Below are 16,096 nucleotides of genomic sequence, written 5' to 3' on the forward strand. Positions count from 1 at the left end.
GGCCAGCTACTGAGGCAGGCCACCAACCCGGGCAGACCGCTGGGAGAAGCCGTTCGGCTGAAAGGGATGACGAGGCGAAGAGGGTCGCGGATCGTCTGGTGGAGCCCAGGGGACTCGAACCCCTAACCCCTGCCTTGCAAAGGCGGATGACAGGCGCTGAGCGTGGCCAACGAGAGACAACCCTGGTGGCACGCTGCTTAGCGCCTGCCGTTCTTTGCCATCGGTTGCCAACGACCCACATGGTGTTCGCTGACTTTCCGCTGACGAGGGTGCAAGCTCATATCGGACACAGCCGAGCATTCCTCGCATTACGCGGCTACCGGCGAATAGAGCGTCGTACTGGAGAGTCTTTGGTCACAACACATAGAAGCTTCTATATTTGCAGGTAGTCACCGATGCGACCCCGGCAAGCCTCTGCCGCCCTGCAGTCCTAAGCATCACTATCCGCAGCCTTTGCTTACTCTGTGCACTAGCTTCCACAGCTTCTCTCCCAGGTTCGTCCACCGCGCTTGTTGTGCTGCTCGCGGATCGGGTGATTCGATCTCAGGCAGAGGACCTACACGGCTGACGCTCGATCGCTCATCTGGTCCGTCCGGCTGTCGTCACAGCGGTGTAGAACCTCTAGAGACACGGAGCGGCACCCGCCTTAGGAACGGGTGCCGCAGTGAACTCCGTGTTGATCCGCGAGCAACGGACTTAAGGAGATCGAGTGCCCAGGCTAGCAACCCGGCATGAACGGGCCAAGCAAAGCGATGACCAGCACAGTCGCCGCATCGGCTACCTCACAGCCGTAACGGCCCTGGTAACAGCGGTTTCGACGCTGGTTGCCGCTGCCGCTACCTTCGTCGCACTGTTCGTCGCCTGAGCCCCGGCGGGGGCAGTCTTAACCGACCTGCCCCCGCCGGACCGTTAGGCGGCAAGGCCAAGCAGTGCCCCGGCTCGCGCGTTGAACCGCTGGACCTCGTGCAGGTTGCCGAACGGCTTCATGCGGCGTTGCAGGTCGCGCACCGTCTCGATGGCTCGTGACGAGTTGACCGACGCGGCCAGGTCGACAACGTGCGCCGCCCGTGATGCGGCAGCTTCGACGTTGGCCCGGTCAAGGTCAGCGATCGACAGCGCCGCCTCACTGAGCGCGCCGCGCCGGGCACGCCCCTGCCGTCGAGCGCCAGCAGCGGATTCGTTGGCAAAGCGCTCAAGCTCCGATGGCTGGCCGAGATCACGGAAGCAGTGCGCAGCCTCACCGAAGATGTACGGCGCGTCGATGAACTTCGCCCAGGCCGGTTCGTCGTCGTGAACCACGCGCCCGAACACCTGCTCAGCCTTCACGACCGATGCGGCGGCGGCAGATTTCTCACCGAGCGCCGCGAGCGCACGGCCCTCCAAGATGTGAAGATCCGCGAGGCAGGCGGGCGAATCTCCCTCGGATAGCCCACGGCGACCGGCCCGAGCCAGCATCAGCGCCTCGCGAGGGTGACCGAGCAGGTTCGCCTGATCCGACATGCCGGCCAGCACATGAGCACCGAGCGCAGCGCTACCAGCGGCTTGCGCCAGTCGTAGCGCCTGGATCAGGTACCGCTGCGCTAGACCGTGCTCGCCATCGTCGTACGCCATCCAGCCCACAAGGTAGGACTGTTCGGCGGCGGCTTCGTACAGCGCGTGCTGCACTGAGGGTTCGTGGTCGCGCTTGAGCAGCGGCAGCACGTAGCTCTGCATGTACTCCACGAGGGCGGTCCGGGCATGGCCACCCCCGCGCATCACGTCCATGTCCTGAAAGAGCGCGAACATGTCGCGGATGCCGGCCACCTGGCGCATACCCACCTGGCGCGGACCGCGCTCCGTCGCCGTCTCGTCCAGCATGGCGAGCAGCCAGTCTCGGCTAGGCGCTCCGAGCGCGGCCAGTACAAACGGTGCCTTCACGATGTCGCGGCGCTTCACGTCAGCTCTCCCGAGATCAATGATGGTATCGACTGTCGTGCGCGTGTCATTCGAGTACTGCAACCCCCGCGCGGCAAGGGTTTCTTCCTCGGTCATACCGAAGTCCGACGGGCTGACACGACGACTCAGCCGCTCGGACAGGGCTTGTGCAAGCAGGGTCGGAACGGGCGGACGTGGCTTCTCGCCGCGCTTCACCCAGCGGTTCACCGCGGTGTAGTCGTACCGCAGCGCCCGACCCTCGTTCGCACCCAGGTCGTTGACGCGGCGAGCCAGTCCGGCCCACGAGTAGCCGGCTTCGCCGACGAGAGCGGCAAGAGCGTCGTTCGGTTCGTTCACGGTCCGTCCCTCCCCAGGGCCTACCTCGGACGCTACCGGCTACGACCAGGGGAGGGATACGCCCACGTGGACTCTCGAACTTCACACGGGTCTTCACATGGTGTCGATGCCCACTGCCGTCGGGTTTTCTCGTTGCATGACAACGGTTTCTCAGCGCAAGCCACGAACGACCGTCTTGACGGTCGCCTGCGACACGCCGGCAGCCTCGGCAATCTCGGGAACGGTGTGGTCGGTCGACCGGCGCACGTCGCGGATGAGCTGGTCACGCTTCTGCCGCAGGTCGTCGAGCGCTTGGTTCGCCTCTCGTACGCGAGCAGCGAGCTTCTGAAGGTCGTCAAGGGTCGCCATGTCTCGCAGTGTAGCGACTAGCCGGCTACCGAAGATACGGCTAGACAGCTAGCGGGTAGCCGGCTACCGTATGACCTACGCAAACGGCCCCGGCGGGGTGGCACCCCCGCCGAGGCCAGTGCATCAACCCGTTTCCAGCGAAGGAGTACGAAGATGCAGGTCAAGGCTAACCCCTCGGCGGCAACCGTCAACGGCCCGGCCGCTCCCGTGGTGTCGATTCCCTGTCGCCCGGGGGACTTCGAGTCCACTGGTGTGGCCGTCGTGCAGGTCGCGGCGGTGTTGCCGCTGTCGCTCGATGATCTGGTGATGGCGCTGATGCTGACCGAGTGCAGCATGGCCGAGGTCGCCGAGATGAGCCTTGCGGAGATCCGGGACGAGGTCGCCTACGTCCTCAGCGCGTACGGCCTGGCCGCGCTGCACGACGCCGTGGTTCATGACCGAGACCCGCGTACGGCGCACCTCGGCAAGACCGAGCGGGCTCACCGGCGGATGTGCGAGGCGCGAGTGATCGCCGCGTTCGGCCTGTCGGCCCCGGCCGCGCGGACGCGAGCCGCGTCCCGCTCGACCGGTGCCCGCCGCACGCTGGTCCGGGCCGCCTGATGGCGGCCACCTCGAAGCGCCGTGCGCAGCTACGGCGGTCCCTCGCCGCCCGCGACGGCAAGCGCTGCTTCTACTGCACGACGGTGTTCGTCGACCTAGCGGACGCAACGATCGATCACCTGATCCCGCAGAGCGTGTTGCCGGGCTGGCGTCAGTTCAACCTCGTGCTCGCGTGCAACCCGTGCAACAGCGCCAAGGGCGACACGCTGCCGCAGGTGTTCCTGCGCCAGATCGCCGAGGCTCACCGCCACGCCGAGGCTGCTCGGTCGGTGCCGTGGCCGATCCGGCTGACGCGGTGGGTCCGGCGGCGTCTGCCGCTGCCCGCGCTGACACCGCGTCCTGCCTGAGCAACCCGGTCGGACATCCAGGCACTGCCACCGGTCGGTGGCGCGTCACCATCGCGTCACCGACCGGACCGTCACCAGCACCAACGGCCTTGATCGTCACCCCACGAAAGGGGGTCCGCGTGCGGTCACACCCGAACCATCGACAGGCCCGGCTGACGCCGGACTCACCACCAATGCGCAGCCTCACCACCGCTCACCCCCAGCCGCCGCGCGTGCCGTCCACACCAGACACCCCCTCCTGTTTCAGCCTGCCCTGTAGAAGATTCGGTGCTGCCACGATGACGGCCACCGAACACAACACGACACCCGTCGTCTCCCCCGTGCGGCAGTGCGCGCATCCGATACGAAGCGCACTACGGCTGAAACAGGCGGGCGGCGTCGCGGCGCACACGGACGGGCGGCGTCGAGCTGGGCCGCCGAGTGACAACCCTCGTTGTCACCGTGCCCAAGGGACACCCGCTGTCTCCCGTGTCCCCCCACGTTTACGCAGCTCAACCCCCATCGGGGGACAGCGGGGACACGGGGGACAGCAGGGACACCCGACACCCGCCCGGCTAGCCGCTGTCCCCGTGTCCCCGCTGTCCCCCGTGTCCCCCAAACGCTGTGACCAGCACAAACACCAGGGACACGGCTACCCACTGTCCCCGCCGCCCCGAACTGCCAGAACCACCGACCACCGATGATCCGCACTTCCTACCTGTGGAGGCACACGCAGTGAGCAACGTCGTCAACTTCACCCCCCGCGACACCACCGCCACCGGCCCGGCCAGCGTCGCGCACAACGGCGAGAGCGCCCCGATCGGCCGGATGGTCTACACCGTCAAGGAAGTCGCCCACATGCTCTCGCTCAACCTCGGCGGCACCTACGCCCTGATCCGCTCCGGCGACATCCCCGCCATCAAACTCGGCGGCCGATGGGCCATTCCCCGCCGCCGCTTCCACGAATGGCTGGAGTCCTGCCGCGTCGACCCGCAGACCGACCCGCACCCGTCGCCGGCCGACGTCGAGACCGCCCGCGCCGAGGTCGCCGCCGCGATCCAGACCCGCGCCCACCGCCACGGAACGGGCCGCTAGGCCACCTGCGCCACACACGCACCGTTACCAGACCGCCAACCCGACACGACGCCCTCGCGGTCGCGGCAGACACGCGACCGGTCGCGCAGCCGCGACCCCAGCCGCGACCGGGACGGCCAGCACGACTCTCCGCTAGTCGCGAGTCGCGCCAACCACCGCCAACCACCCCGCACGGCCCCGAAACGACACCTCACGGCCTGCCAAACCGCGACCGCAACCCCCCGTCCGCAGGACGGCACACATCGACAAAGCGTTACCGACCCAAGGAGATTCACAACCGTGGGACACATCATCAAGACCCCCGCCGGGACCTTCCGCGCCAACTGGCGCGATCCATCCGGCCGGCAGAAGGCGAAGACCTTCCGCACCCGCAAGGAAGCCGCCGCGTACCTCGCGGCCACGGAAACGACCGTGAGCCAGGGAACCTACGTCGACCCCGCCGCCGGCAAGACCCGATTCGATACGTACGCCGAACGCTGGCTTGCCTCGCGGTCCGTAGAGGCAACCACGCTGGCCGGCTGGACGTCCCGCCTACGCGCGCGGTTGCTGCCGCAGTGGGGCACCTGGCCGGTTGCCCGCATCGACCACCTGGCCGTTCAGGAGTGGGTAACCCGTCTCGGCCGAGAACTGTCGCCGGCCACCGTCGCCTCCTGTCACTCGCTGCTGTCGTCCATCCTCGCGTCGGCCGTCCGTAGCCGGCTGATCGCGTTCAACCCCTGCGAGGGCGTACGCCTGCCGGCACAACGCAAGCGGGCGGGTGGGCAACTCATGCTGACGCTCGACCAGGTGACGGAGCTACTCCTACCGAGCGTCCCGGAGTGGCATCGTCCCGTCGTCGCGGCGGCGGCCGGGGCGGGGCTGCGGTGGGGCGAGTGCCTCGGGCTGCGGTGGGCCGATATCGACTTGCCCGATGACGACGACCAGGCCGCCACGCTGACCGTGCGGCGAGTGGTGATCGAGGTCAACGGGCACCCGGCCGACAAGCCGTACCCGAAGACGGCGCAGAGTCGGCGCGTCGTCCCCGTACCGCCGTTCCTGCGCGCCGAACTGGGTCGCCACCGTGCCCTGACGAACCCCGACACTACTGATCGGGTCTTCACCAATCAGGCGGGAGACCCGATGCTTCGGAGCAACTTCCGGCGCCAGGTGTGGCGGCCCTCGCTCGTGCGCGCCGGGTTGCTCGGCATCGTCACCGAGGACGGGCCGCACCGGTTCCGGGCGGTCTGGCGCGACAGCGAACGCGCGGAGTGGTCGGCGGAGTTCACCACGCACCGGGACGCGGTGGCGCACGTCGCGTTCAAGGCGACCGGCGGGCTGCGGTTTCACGACCTGCGGCACGGCTATGCGACCTGGCTTGTCTCCAGCGGCGTGCCGGTCAACGTCGTCCAGGCGGTCATGGGGCACGAACAGGCGTCGACCACGCTCAACCGCTACACGCACACGCCGGCCGACTTTCATCGACTCGTACGAGGTGTTTTCGCGCCCCCTGCTGACGACTCGCTGACGACCGATGAAGACGGTCGATCAAACGAGGAAGGCGAGGGTGAGGAAAAGGCCCCGTGACCTGCACGGGAGTTGAGTGGAGCCCAGGGGACTCGAACCCCTAACCCCTGCCTTGCAAAGGCAGTGCTCTGCCAGTTGAGCTAGGGCCCCGAGGGCGGAGAGCCGCCGGGTGCTGGCTGGTCAGCGCAGGTCGGGCGAGGTGGTGGCCTCGTGCCACAGGGCGCGCTCGTCGTTGGATTCCTTGACCTTCTTGGCCACCACAGCAGCGACGCCGATGATGCCGACCAGGAACAGAAGCTTCTTGAACATGGGGCGACCCCTCGCGCTCGACTCGACTGCCCGTCGGAACGGTGTGCGGTGGGGCTAGCTGGAATCGAACCAGCGACCTCAGAGTTATCAGCTCTGCGCTCTAACCGACTGAGCTATAGCCCCGCGTGGCGACGAGCAAGATTAACCCATCGCGTCGTCCGCTCCCAAATCGGGGTGGCCGACGCTCCCGCGCCTTCCCGACCGTACCGGTCGACCCGCTGCCGGGCGAGCCCTTTCCCCCGGTCCCAAGGGCCGGAGATCCACTCCTGTGGCGGGAAACAGCGGCATCGGGCGGCCCGGACACCGCTGGATCGGCCCACGAGCGGGCACGAGCCGGGCCGCTCGGCCACCAGGCCGGAAAAGCACGACGCCGGGGCGGCCGCTGTTCGCGGCGCCCCGGCGTCGGGTCGGATCAGTCGCGCTCGGCGAGCGTCAGCTCGATCCCGCCGACCAGGTCGGCGCAGACGTTGTAGATGAACGCCCCCAGCGTGGCGAGCGCGGTGAACAGCACCACGTTCACCAGCCCGACGAGGGCGGACGTCAGGATGACACCCTTCGCGGTGATCTGGAAGCCGCTGTTGGTGCCCTGCCCGCCGCTGGCGCTGACCAGGTCGGTCAGGCTGTCGTTGACGCTCTGGAACACACCCATTGCGTCCAGCGCGAGGTAGAGCACCGAGGTCGCCACGACCACCACGATGAACAGCACCACGGAGACGGCGAAGGCGAACTTCATCACGGACCACGGGTCGATCCGCTTGAGGTTCAGCCGGGCCCGGCGCGGCCCCCGGGAGGCGGCCGAACTGACCGAGGTACGCGCGGCGCGTACCGCGTCACCCACCCGCGCGGCACCGACGGCGGACGCGCCACCGATGCCCGGAGGCAGACCGCCACCGTTGGCGGGGCGGGCGGCGTTGTCCGGGGTCGGCCGGAAACCGCCGACCTTCGGCTGGGTGCCGGTCGTGGACGGGGAGGTGGCGGCCCCCACCGCGATCGGCTGTGTCGTATTGCTCGACCGGGCCGCCGCAGCCACCGGCTGGGTGGCTGACGAGGGCGCGTCGGTGCCCGTCGGCTGGGACTTCTCCGTCGTCCCCGAGTCCTCACCGGGCTTGTCCGGCGGCGGTGCCATGCCGGGTGCCCGGGTGAACTTCGGGGCAGGCGCGTCGGCGGGGACGGTGGCCCGACCCACGGCGGCGCGGCCGGCGGGGGTTGTACCGCTCTTGGCGGCCTCCTCGTCGACCGGGGTGGCCGAGGTCCCCTTGTTCCCCGACTTCGCCTGTGTCTCCGTCATTCAACTAGTCCTGTTCGTCAGGCTCGTCGGCATTGCGAGCAATCGCCACGATAGTCACGCCGTCCGGGAGGTCCATCAGCTTGACCCCCATTGTGTTCCGGTCACGGGTACGGCGTACAGGCTTCACCGGAGTCCGGATGACGCCGCCGTTGCTGGTGATCGCGAACAGCTCGTCGTCCGGGTCGATCACCACCGCGCCGACCAGACCACCGCGGCGCTCGGTGATCTTCGCAGTCAACACGCCCTTACCTCCCCGGCCCTGAACCGGGTATTCCTCGATGGGGGTACGTTTCGCGTATCCCCCGTTCGTGGCCACCAGGACGTCCAGGCCCTCCCGGACGACCTCCATGGCCAGCAGGACGTCGTCGTCGGTGAAGCGCATGCCGATCACACCGGAGGTGGCCCGACCCATCGGGCGCAGCGCCTCGTCGGAGGCGTTGAACCGGATCGCCTGGGCCTTCTTGGAGACGAGCAGCAGGTCCTCCTCCGGCGCCGCGAGCACGGCACCGACCAGCTCGTCCTCATCGCGCAGGTTGATCGCGATGACGCCGCCGGACCGGTTGGAGTCGAACTCCTCGAGTCGGGTCTTCTTCACCAGGCCGTTTCTCGTGGCCAGTACCAGGTAGGGGGCCACCTGGTAGTTCGGGATTTCGATGATCTGCGCGATCTGCTCGTCCGGCTGGAAGGCGAGCAGGTTGGCCACGTGCTGGCCCTTGGCCACCCTACTGGCCTCGGGCAACTCGTACGCCTTGGCCCGGTACACGCGGCCCTTGTTGGTGAAGAACAGAATCCAGTCGTGGGTGGAGCATACGAAGAAGTGGCTGACGATGTCGTCCTGCCGCAGCGTTGCGCCGCTCACTCCCTTGCCGCCGCGCCGCTGCGAGCGGTAGAGGTCGACCTTGGTGCGCTTGGCGTACCCGGTGCGGGTGATGGTGACCACCACGTCCTCGCGGGCGATGAGGTCCTCCATGGAGACCTCGCCGTCGAACGGGACGATCTTCGTGCGCCGCTCGTCGCCCCACTTCGCGACGATCTCGCTCAGCTCCTCGGAGACGATCTTCCGCTGCCGCTCCGGCTTGGCGAGGATGTCCTTGAGGTCGGCGATCTCCAGTTCGAGCTTGGCCAGGTCGTCCAGGATGCGCTGCCGTTCCAGGGCGGCCAGCCGGCGCAGCTGCATGTCCAGGATCGCGGTCGCCTGGATCTCGTCGATCTCCAGCAGCCGGATCAGGCCCTGCCGGGCGTCGTCGACGGTGGGCGACCGCCGGATCAGGGCGATCACCTCGTCCAGCGCGTCCAGCGCCTTGGACAGACCGCGCAGGATGTGCGCCCGCTCCTCGGCCTTGCGCAGCCGGAACGCGGTCCGCCGCCGGATCACCTCGATCTGGTGCTCGACGTAGTAGCGGAGGAACTGGGCCAGGTTGAGCGTGCGCGGCACCCCGTCGACCAGGGCCAGCATGTTGGCGCCGAAGGTCTCCTGGAGCTGGGTGTGCTTGTAGAGGTTGTTCAGCACCACCTTGGCGACCGCGTCGCGCTTGAGCACCAGCACGATCCGCATGCCGGTACGCCCGGAGGACTCGTCCCGGATGTCGGCGATGCCGGCGAGCTTGCCCTCCTTGATCAGCTCGGCGATCCGCTCGGCCAGGTTGTCCGGGTTGACCTGGTAGGGCAGCTCGCTGACCACCAGCGCCGGCCGGCCCCGCTTGTCCTCCTCGACCTCCACCACGGCGCGCATCCGGATCGAGCCACGCCCGGTCCGGTACGCGTCCTGGATGGCCGCCTGACCGACGATCAGCCCGTGGGTCGGGAAGTCCGGACCCTTGACGATCTCCAGCAGCGCTTCGAGGGTGGTCGCCTCGTCGGCCTCCGGGTTCTCCAGGCACCACTGCACCGCCGCGCCGATCTCGCGCAGGTTGTGCGGCGGGATCTTGGTGGCCATCCCGACCGCGATGCCCTCGGAGCCGTTGACCAGCAGGTTGGGGATGCGCGACGGCAGGATGGTGGGCTCCTTGGCCCGGCCGTCGTAGTTGTCCTGGAGATCGACGGTGTCCTCGTCGATGTCCCGCAGCATCTCCATCGCCAGCGGGTCCAGCTTGCATTCGGTATATCTCATGGCCGCAGCCGGATCGTTACCCGGCGAGCCGAAGTTGCCGTTGCCGTCGACCAGGGGGTAGCGCAGTGCCCAGGGCTGGGCCATCCGGACCAGCGCGTCGTAGATGGCCGAGTCGCCGTGCGGGTGGAACTGCCCCATCACGTCGCCGACGACCCGGGAGCACTTGACGTAGCCCCGGTCCGGCCGGTAACCCGAGTCGTACATGGCGTAGAGGATCTTGCGGTGGACCGGCTTGAGCCCGTCCCGTACGTCCGGCAGGGCCCGCCCGACGATCACGCTCATCGCGTAGTCGAGGTACGAGCGCTGCATCTCGACCTCGAGCCCGACCGGCTCGATCCGGTCGTGCTGGACGACCGCCGCGAGGGGTGTCTCGGTGGTCTCCGGCTCGTTCGGGGTGGACTCGGGAGTATCGGTCACTGTTAACCCTTATCAGACTCAGAGTCGTGTTCGTGCTGTGGATAACGCTGTGGAAACCGGCCAGGCTGTGGATAACCCGGTGGACGACGGTCGGCCGGTGGGGCACCGGCCGACCGTGCCGTCAGATGTCGAGGAACCGCACGTCCTTGGCGTTGCGCTGGATGAACGAGCGGCGGGCCTCGACGTCCTCACCCATCAGCACGCTGAACAGTTCGTCGGCGGTCGCGGCGTCGTCGAGGGTGACCTGACGCAGCGTCCGGGTGGCCGGGTTCATCGTGGTCTCCCACAGCTCGGGATAGTTCATCTCGCCGAGACCCTTGAACCGCTGGATGTCGTCCGGCTTGGCGTTGGGCTTCTTCTGCTGGCGCAGCGTGATCAGCCCGTCCCGCTCCCGGTCGGAGTACGCGTACTGGGCGTCGTCGCCCTTCTTGTTCCACTTGATCTTGTAGAGCGGCGGTGCGGCCAGGTAGACGTGACCCAGCTCGACCAGCGGACGCATGAAGCGGAACAGCAGGGTGAGCAGGAGAGTCTGGATGTGCTGGCCGTCGACGTCGGCGTCGGCCATCAGCACCACCTTGTGGTACCGCAGCTTCTCCATGTCGAAGTCGTCGTGGATGCCGGTGCCCAGCGCGGTGATCAGCGCCTGGACCTCGTTGTTCTTCAGCACCCGGTCGATCCGGGCCTTCTCCACGTTGAGGATCTTGCCGCGGATCGGCAGGATCGCCTGGGTGCGCGGGTCGCGGCCCTGCTTGGCCGAGCCGCCGGCCGAGTCGCCCTCGACGATGAAGACCTCGGACTCGCGCGGGTCGGTGGACTGGCAGTCGGCCAGCTTGCCGGGCATCGAGCCGGACTCCAGCAACGACTTGCGGCGGGCCAGCTTGCGCGCCTGCTGGGCGGCGATCCGGGCCCGCGCCGCCTGGGACGCCTTCTGGATGATGGTCTTGGCCTCGGCCGGGTTACGGTCGAACCAGTCGACCAACCGGTCGTTGCAGACCCGCTGTACGAAGCTCTTGACCGGGGTGTTGCCCAGCTTGGTCTTGGTCTGGCCCTCGAACTGCGGGTTGGCCAGCTTGACCGAGATGATCGCGGCCAGCCCCTCGCGGATGTCCTCGCCGGAGAGCTTCTCGTCGCCCTTGAGCAGCTTGCGCTCGCTGCCGTAGCGGTTGACCACGCTGGTCAGCGCCGCCCGGAAACCCTCCTCGTGGGTGCCGCCCTCGTGCGTGTTGATCGTGTTGGCGAAGGTGTAGACCGACTCGCCGTACGACTCGTTCCACTGCATGGCGATCTCGACCGACATGCCCTCTTCTTCGGCGGCGAACTCGACGACCGTCTTGTGCATCGGGTTCTTCGAGGCGTTGAGGTGCCGGACGAAGTCCGCGATGCCGCCCTCGTAGTAGAAGGTGACCTCGCGGGGCTTGCCCTCCTCGCCCTCGGCGACCCGCTCGTCGAGCAGGTGGATGGACAGGGCCCGGTTGAGGAAGGCCATCTCCTGCAGGCGGCGGTAGATGGTCTGGAAGTCGAAGTCGACCGTCTCGAAGACGTCCGGGTCCGGCCAGAAGGAGACCGCCGAGCCGGTGCGGTCGGTGGTCTCGCCCTTGTCGAGCGGCTCCGGCTTGGAGTTGTGGTACTTCTGCCGCCACACGTGGCCGGACTTGTGGATCTCGACGGCCATCCGGGTGGAGAGGGCGTTGACCACGGAGACGCCGACGCCGTGCAGACCGCCGGAGACCGCGTACGCCTTGCCGTCGAACTTGCCGCCCGCGTGCAGCACGGTCAGCGCGACCTCGACGCCCGGCTTCTTGAGCTTCGGGTGCAGGTCGACCGGGAAGCCACGGCCGTTGTCGGTGACCCGGACCCCGCCGTCGGCGAGCAGCACCACGTCGATGGTGTCGCAGTAGCCGGCGAGCGCCTCGTCCACCGCGTTGTCCACGACCTCCCACACCAGGTGGTGCAGGCCACGCTCGCCGGTCGACCCGATGTACATGCCGGGTCGCTTGCGGACCGCCTCCAGACCCTCGAGGACGGTGATCGACTCTGCGCCGTAATCCTGCTTGTCCTGCGCTGCCACCCTCGGCCACTTTCTCGCACCGTCCGCGCCGAGGGCGCGGGGGCGCGGGTTCGGCGGACAGGACGCGACGTCGGCGTGCACGGGCGACGGCCCCGCAGGGCCGTCCCGGATCGTGCGCGCCGGTCGCCGCGGTTGCCCGCGGATCGCGATCGGCCAGACCCGACCCGGGACGTTGATCAAGGGCCGGTGAGGGCCCCCGTCCGTCGCACCGCGTCAGGTCGTCGTCTCAGCGTCAATCTTACTGTGCGCACACGACATAACCGCCACTCGGCACCCCTTGAAGGCGGCTCAGACCCTCGTAGCGGGCCGAATCTCGCTGTCCGCGACTCCCCCTACACGCCCCGGCCCGGTTTCCGTGCCCGCCGCCACCGGATAGTCCGGCCCGAGGGGTGGCGCGGGGTCGCGTCGGGCGGTGGTCGTACCGTAGCTTTGCGGCGCGCGACGAAGTCGCTCGTCTTGATCTTTTCCGCCCGTAACCGGACGATGGACCCGATCGATCCGACACGTGCTCTCGAGAGGTGACACCAGATGGGGCTGGACAATGTCGCGGTGCACTGGCCGCGGACCGGCCGCTTCTACGACCCGGTCGCGCCGGCCGAGTTCGTCGACTTCGGCGAGATCGTCGACGTTCCGCGCATCTCGGCGCCGACCGCCGCGCTCGCCGAGCACATCGCCAAGACCGGCACGGTCCGGGCGACCGCGTACACCGAGCTGGTCGACCTGATCCTCGGCCTGGAAAATGTGCTCTACGCCACTGACGCCGCCGCCGAGGACGAAGATCCGGTGATCGACCCGGACGGCTGCGCCTGGATCGCCGACGGGGTGGAGAAGTTCGTCGCCCAGCACCGGCCGCACGGGGAGACGGTGACCTTCGAGTCGGTCAGCGACGTGCTCCGCGCGCTGCTCGGTGACGGCCGCCTGGCCGAGCAGCAGTTGCGCTGGCTGGGCAGTCGGCTCGACCGGCTGCGCGACGAGAACGGCGACCCGCCGCAGTGGGACTTCACCTGCGCCGAGTTGGGGGTGCTGGCCGCCTTCTACCGGCGCTGTGCCGACCGGGGCTTCGCGATCTACGCCGACGCCGAGCCCGGCCGTCGTCCGGGCCCGCAGCCCTGATCGGGGCCCGGCTCTAGGGGCTGTCGGGCGTCGCCGGCCCGGCGGGTGGCGGCCCGGCCGTCACCGCGCCGTTGGCGGCGGCGATCACCCGGGTCAACGCCCCGTGCAGGTCGCGTAGCTCGGCCAGCGGCAGCCCGAGCCGTGCCACGACCGCCGGGGGGATCTGCTCGGCCTGTGCCCGCAGCGCCCGGCCGCTCCCGGTGAGCGACACGGCGAGGCTGCGTTCGTCGGCGGGGTCCCGCTCCCGGCGTAGGTAGCCGGCCGCCTCCAGCCGCTTGAGCAGGGGCGACAGGGTGCCCGGGTCGAGTTGCAGCAGCCGGCTCAGCTCGCGTACCGACAGCGGCGCGTACTGCCAGAGCGCCAGCATGACCAGGTACTGCGGGTGGGTCAGCCCCATCGGTTCCAGCAGCGGCCGGTAGACCGCGACGACGCCGCGGGCGGCGACGGAGAGCGCGAAGCAGACCTGCTCCTCCAACGCCAGCGGATCCCCGTCGGGTTGCCCGTCCACGTGTGTTCCTCCTCGTCGCCGTTGCGATGCTACCAACGCTTGGTGTACCAATTGTTTGTACACCAAGCGTCGAGGAAGGTTCGGTTGCCGATGAGTGAGGACAAGCCGGCGGCTAAGGCCCCGGGCGAGGGTGGCCGGCTCCTGGCCTGGGCGTTCAAGAACCTGGCCGGCCCGCCGGAGGTGGCCGGCGCGGTGCAGGGCGGCTCCCGGCAGGCCCGCGACGCCTGGAAAGAGGACCTGGAACGGCGCAAGCAGTGGAGCCGCGAGCAGCGGGAACGCAAACGCGCCGAGCGGGAGGCCCGCCGCGCCGAACGGTGAACCTCAGCCGTAGGTGTCGCGCGGTCCCCGACCACGTACCCGACGCGGCCCCCGCGACCAGGACGGCGCCGCCGGCCCGTGGATGTGCAGCTTGCGCACCACGTTGTGGCCGACCTCCCCGGCGATCCGCTTCAACAGCGATCCGGCGAGCAGCCGCAACTGGGTGGCCCACGCGGTCGAGCGGGCCTCCACGGTCAGCTCGCCGTCCTCCAGCTTGACCGGGCGGCTGTGCTGGGCGATCTCCGCCCCGACGACCTTCTCCCAGGCACCGAAGACGGTCGCCTCGGCCGCCGGTTGCTGCCAGCCCCGCGCCTTCATCAGCCGTTCCAGCACCGCGCCCAACGGCTGCGGGTCACGCGGGTCCGGCCCCGGCCCGGAGTAACCCCGCAGCCGCCGCCCACCACCGTCGGCCGCGCCGGTCACCCCCGGTCGCCGGGTGCGGGCCGCCGCCTCCCGCCGGGCCCGCGCCGCGTCGAGCACCGCCCGCGCCAGCTCCGGCCCGCTCGCCCCCGCCGCGTCACCGGCCGCAGCCGCCGACCCCCCGGGCGCGGCGTCCGCGTCGTCGCCCGCCGGTCGGCCCCGCGCACCCTCCGCGCCCCCGCCGGCTGCACCGGGGGTACGCGCACCGCGTGCCCCGCCCGGGGTGGTGCGCCCCGGGCGACCCGTCGACCCGGTGGGCTGCTCCGGTTCAGTCGGCACGACGGACCGTCCCCTCGCCGACGGCGTACCGGGCGCCACGCAGGGCCACCGGGACGTCGTCGTCCACCGCACAGGTCACCAGGAGCTGACCGGCCCCGCCGACCAGTTCGGCCAGCCGCTCCCGGCGACCCGCGTCCAGCTCGGCGAAGACGTCGTCGAGCACCAGCACCGGCTCGATCCCGTCGGCGCGCAGCAGGTCGTACCCGGCCAGCCGCAGCGCCAGCGCGTACGACCAGGACTCGCCGTGGCTGGCGTACCCCTTGGCGGGCAGCGGGCCGAGGGTGAGCACGAGGTCGTCGCGGTGCGGCCCGACCAGCGTGGTGCCCCGCTCGATCTCGGCCGACCGGGACTCGGCCAGCGCGGCGGTCAACGCCTCGGCGAGCACCTCCCGGTCGGTGCCCACCCCGGTCAGCTCCACCGACGGCCGGTACGCGATGCCCGCCGCCCCGGCCCCCGCCGCCACCGCGTCGTATGCCTTCGCCACGTGCGGGGTGAGCGCGGCGACCAGTTCCAGCCGGCCGGCGAGCAGTTCGGCCCCGTGCCGCGCCAGGTGGGCGTCCCAGACCGCCAGGGTCGACAGGTCACCGCCGCGCGACCCGCCCGTCTTACGGGCCAGGTATGCCGTACGCAGCAGGGCGTTGCGCTGCTTGACCACCCGGTCGTAGTCGGCGCGCACCCCGGCGTACCGGGGCTGGCGGAGCACCAGCAGGTCGTCGAGGTAGCGACGGCGTTCCGCCGGGTCGCCCCGGACGAGTTCCAGATCCTCCGGGGCGAACAGCACCAGCCGCAACGCGCCGATAACGTCCCGGGCCCGCCGGGCCGGGGAGCGCCCGAGCCGGGCCCGGTTGGCCTTACCGGGGACGATCTCCAGCTCGATCAGCAGTTCCCGGCCGTCGTGCACCACCGCGCAGCGGATCACGGCGGCGGTCGCGCCCAGCCGGACCAGGGGAGCGTCGGTGGCGACCCGGTGCGAGTCCAGGGTCGCCACGTAGCCCAACGCCTCGACCAGGTTGGTCTTGCCGACGCCGTTCGCACCGGTCAGGACGTTCGGACCCGGCTCCAGATCGACGCCGACCCGCTCGTACGAGCGGAAGTCGACCAGTTCGAGCCGGCGGACGTACAC

At 69.5% G+C, this 16,096-nt stretch carries 15 protein-coding genes and 2 tRNA genes; 6 read left to right on the forward strand and 11 right to left on the reverse strand.

The window, feature by feature from the left end; all coding sequences use genetic code 11:
• Positions 1-909: 909 nt before the first annotated feature.
• Both ACN265_RS31100 and ACN265_RS31105 read right to left on the reverse strand, forming a co-directional pair.
• Positions 910-2,271: a hypothetical protein gene (locus tag ACN265_RS31100; RefSeq protein WP_421410923.1), complete on the reverse strand. Its 1,362-nt coding sequence runs from the start codon at positions 2,269-2,271 to the stop codon at positions 910-912.
• Positions 2,272-2,421: 150 nt separating this feature from the next.
• Positions 2,422-2,619, reverse strand: a complete 198-nt coding sequence (locus tag ACN265_RS31105) for a hypothetical protein (RefSeq protein ID WP_091249213.1) — start codon at positions 2,617-2,619, stop codon at positions 2,422-2,424.
• Positions 2,620-2,772: 153 nt separating this feature from the next.
• Between ACN265_RS31105 and ACN265_RS31110 the strand changes: the two genes are divergently transcribed.
• From ACN265_RS31110 to ACN265_RS31125, 4 genes are all read left to right on the forward strand, one after another.
• The gene (locus ACN265_RS31110; RefSeq protein WP_421410924.1) at positions 2,773-3,219 is read left to right on the forward strand and encodes a hypothetical protein; all 447 of its coding nucleotides are present in this window, start codon (positions 2,773-2,775) and stop codon (positions 3,217-3,219) included.
• Entirely contained in the window at positions 3,219-3,566 is a 348-nt protein-coding gene (locus tag ACN265_RS31115; protein ID WP_421410926.1) for an HNH endonuclease, read from the forward strand. The genes ACN265_RS31110 and ACN265_RS31115 overlap by 1 nt, the downstream gene beginning before the upstream one ends.
• A 714-nt stretch (positions 3,567-4,280) precedes the next feature.
• Positions 4,281-4,640: a helix-turn-helix domain-containing protein gene (locus tag ACN265_RS31120; RefSeq protein WP_421410928.1), complete on the forward strand. Its 360-nt coding sequence runs from the start codon at positions 4,281-4,283 to the stop codon at positions 4,638-4,640.
• A 279-nt stretch (positions 4,641-4,919) separates the two neighbouring features.
• Positions 4,920-6,203: a tyrosine-type recombinase/integrase gene (locus tag ACN265_RS31125; protein ID WP_421410929.1), complete on the forward strand. Its 1,284-nt coding sequence runs from the start codon at positions 4,920-4,922 to the stop codon at positions 6,201-6,203.
• 17 nt (positions 6,204-6,220) lie between these two features.
• Here the strand turns inward: ACN265_RS31125 and ACN265_RS31130 are convergent.
• The 6 genes from ACN265_RS31130 to gyrB form a co-directional block, all read right to left on the reverse strand.
• Positions 6,221-6,293, reverse strand: a tRNA-Ala gene (locus ACN265_RS31130).
• A gap of 30 nt (positions 6,294-6,323) precedes the next feature.
• The gene (locus ACN265_RS31135; RefSeq protein WP_211291697.1) at positions 6,324-6,452 is read right to left on the reverse strand and encodes a DLW-39 family protein; all 129 of its coding nucleotides are present in this window, start codon (positions 6,450-6,452) and stop codon (positions 6,324-6,326) included.
• A gap of 49 nt (positions 6,453-6,501) precedes the next feature.
• Positions 6,502-6,575, reverse strand: a tRNA-Ile gene (locus ACN265_RS31140).
• Between the two features lie 289 nt (positions 6,576-6,864).
• Complete coding sequence (locus ACN265_RS31145; protein WP_204925531.1) at positions 6,865-7,740, reverse strand: DUF3566 domain-containing protein; 876 nt, start codon at positions 7,738-7,740, stop codon at positions 6,865-6,867.
• A gap of 4 nt (positions 7,741-7,744) precedes the next feature.
• Positions 7,745-10,267, reverse strand: a complete 2,523-nt coding sequence (gene gyrA / locus ACN265_RS31150) for a DNA gyrase subunit A (protein WP_421410932.1) — start codon at positions 10,265-10,267, stop codon at positions 7,745-7,747.
• A gap of 121 nt (positions 10,268-10,388) precedes the next feature.
• Positions 10,389-12,335 carry a DNA topoisomerase (ATP-hydrolyzing) subunit B gene (gene gyrB / locus ACN265_RS31155; protein WP_421410933.1) on the reverse strand — a complete coding sequence of 649 codons (1,947 nt, stop codon included), beginning with the start codon at positions 12,333-12,335 and terminating at the stop codon, positions 10,389-10,391.
• 528 nt (positions 12,336-12,863) lie between these two features.
• Between gyrB and ACN265_RS31160 the strand changes: the two genes are divergently transcribed.
• Positions 12,864-13,448 (forward strand): hypothetical protein, encoded by a 585-nt coding sequence (locus ACN265_RS31160; protein WP_204925528.1) that lies wholly within the window; start codon positions 12,864-12,866, stop codon positions 13,446-13,448.
• Positions 13,449-13,461: 13 nt separating this feature from the next.
• On the opposite strand, the gene ACN265_RS31165 is transcribed toward ACN265_RS31160, so the two are convergent.
• Entirely contained in the window at positions 13,462-13,956 is a 495-nt protein-coding gene (locus tag ACN265_RS31165) for a MarR family winged helix-turn-helix transcriptional regulator (RefSeq protein ID WP_421410935.1), read from the reverse strand.
• Positions 13,957-14,046: 90 nt separating this feature from the next.
• On the opposite strand from ACN265_RS31165, the gene ACN265_RS31170 reads away from it, so the two are divergent.
• The gene (locus tag ACN265_RS31170; protein ID WP_145917177.1) at positions 14,047-14,274 is read left to right on the forward strand and encodes a hypothetical protein; all 228 of its coding nucleotides are present in this window, start codon (positions 14,047-14,049) and stop codon (positions 14,272-14,274) included.
• Between the two features lie 3 nt (positions 14,275-14,277).
• Here ACN265_RS31170 and ACN265_RS31175 read toward each other — a convergent pair whose 3' ends face one another.
• Positions 14,278-14,973: a DUF721 domain-containing protein gene (locus ACN265_RS31175; protein WP_421410936.1), complete on the reverse strand. Its 696-nt coding sequence runs from the start codon at positions 14,971-14,973 to the stop codon at positions 14,278-14,280.
• The gene (gene recF / locus ACN265_RS31180; RefSeq protein ID WP_204925526.1) at positions 14,963-16,096 is read right to left on the reverse strand and encodes a DNA replication/repair protein RecF; all 1,134 of its coding nucleotides are present in this window, start codon (positions 16,094-16,096) and stop codon (positions 14,963-14,965) included. The genes ACN265_RS31175 and recF overlap by 11 nt, the downstream gene beginning before the upstream one ends.

This window comes from Micromonospora sp. WMMD730, assembly GCF_049178955.1.
Taxonomy (GTDB): domain Bacteria; phylum Actinomycetota; class Actinomycetes; order Mycobacteriales; family Micromonosporaceae; genus Micromonospora; species Micromonospora wenchangensis.

Coding starts and splice junctions, on each gene's coding strand:
- ACN265_RS31105 (WP_091249213.1), bottom strand. CDS start 2,619: ATGGCGACCCTTGACGACCTTCAGAAGCTCGCTGCTCGCGTACGAGAG.
- ACN265_RS31110 (WP_421410924.1), top strand. CDS start 2,773: ATGCAGGTCAAGGCTAACCCCTCGGCGGCAACCGTCAACGGCCCGGCC.
- ACN265_RS31115 (WP_421410926.1), top strand. CDS start 3,219: ATGGCGGCCACCTCGAAGCGCCGTGCGCAGCTACGGCGGTCCCTCGCC.
- ACN265_RS31135 (WP_211291697.1), bottom strand. CDS start 6,452: ATGTTCAAGAAGCTTCTGTTCCTGGTCGGCATCATCGGCGTCGCTGCT.
- ACN265_RS31145 (WP_204925531.1), bottom strand. CDS start 7,740: ATGACGGAGACACAGGCGAAGTCGGGGAACAAGGGGACCTCGGCCACC.
- ACN265_RS31160 (WP_204925528.1), top strand. CDS start 12,864: ATGGGGCTGGACAATGTCGCGGTGCACTGGCCGCGGACCGGCCGCTTC.
- ACN265_RS31170 (WP_145917177.1), top strand. CDS start 14,047: ATGAGTGAGGACAAGCCGGCGGCTAAGGCCCCGGGCGAGGGTGGCCGG.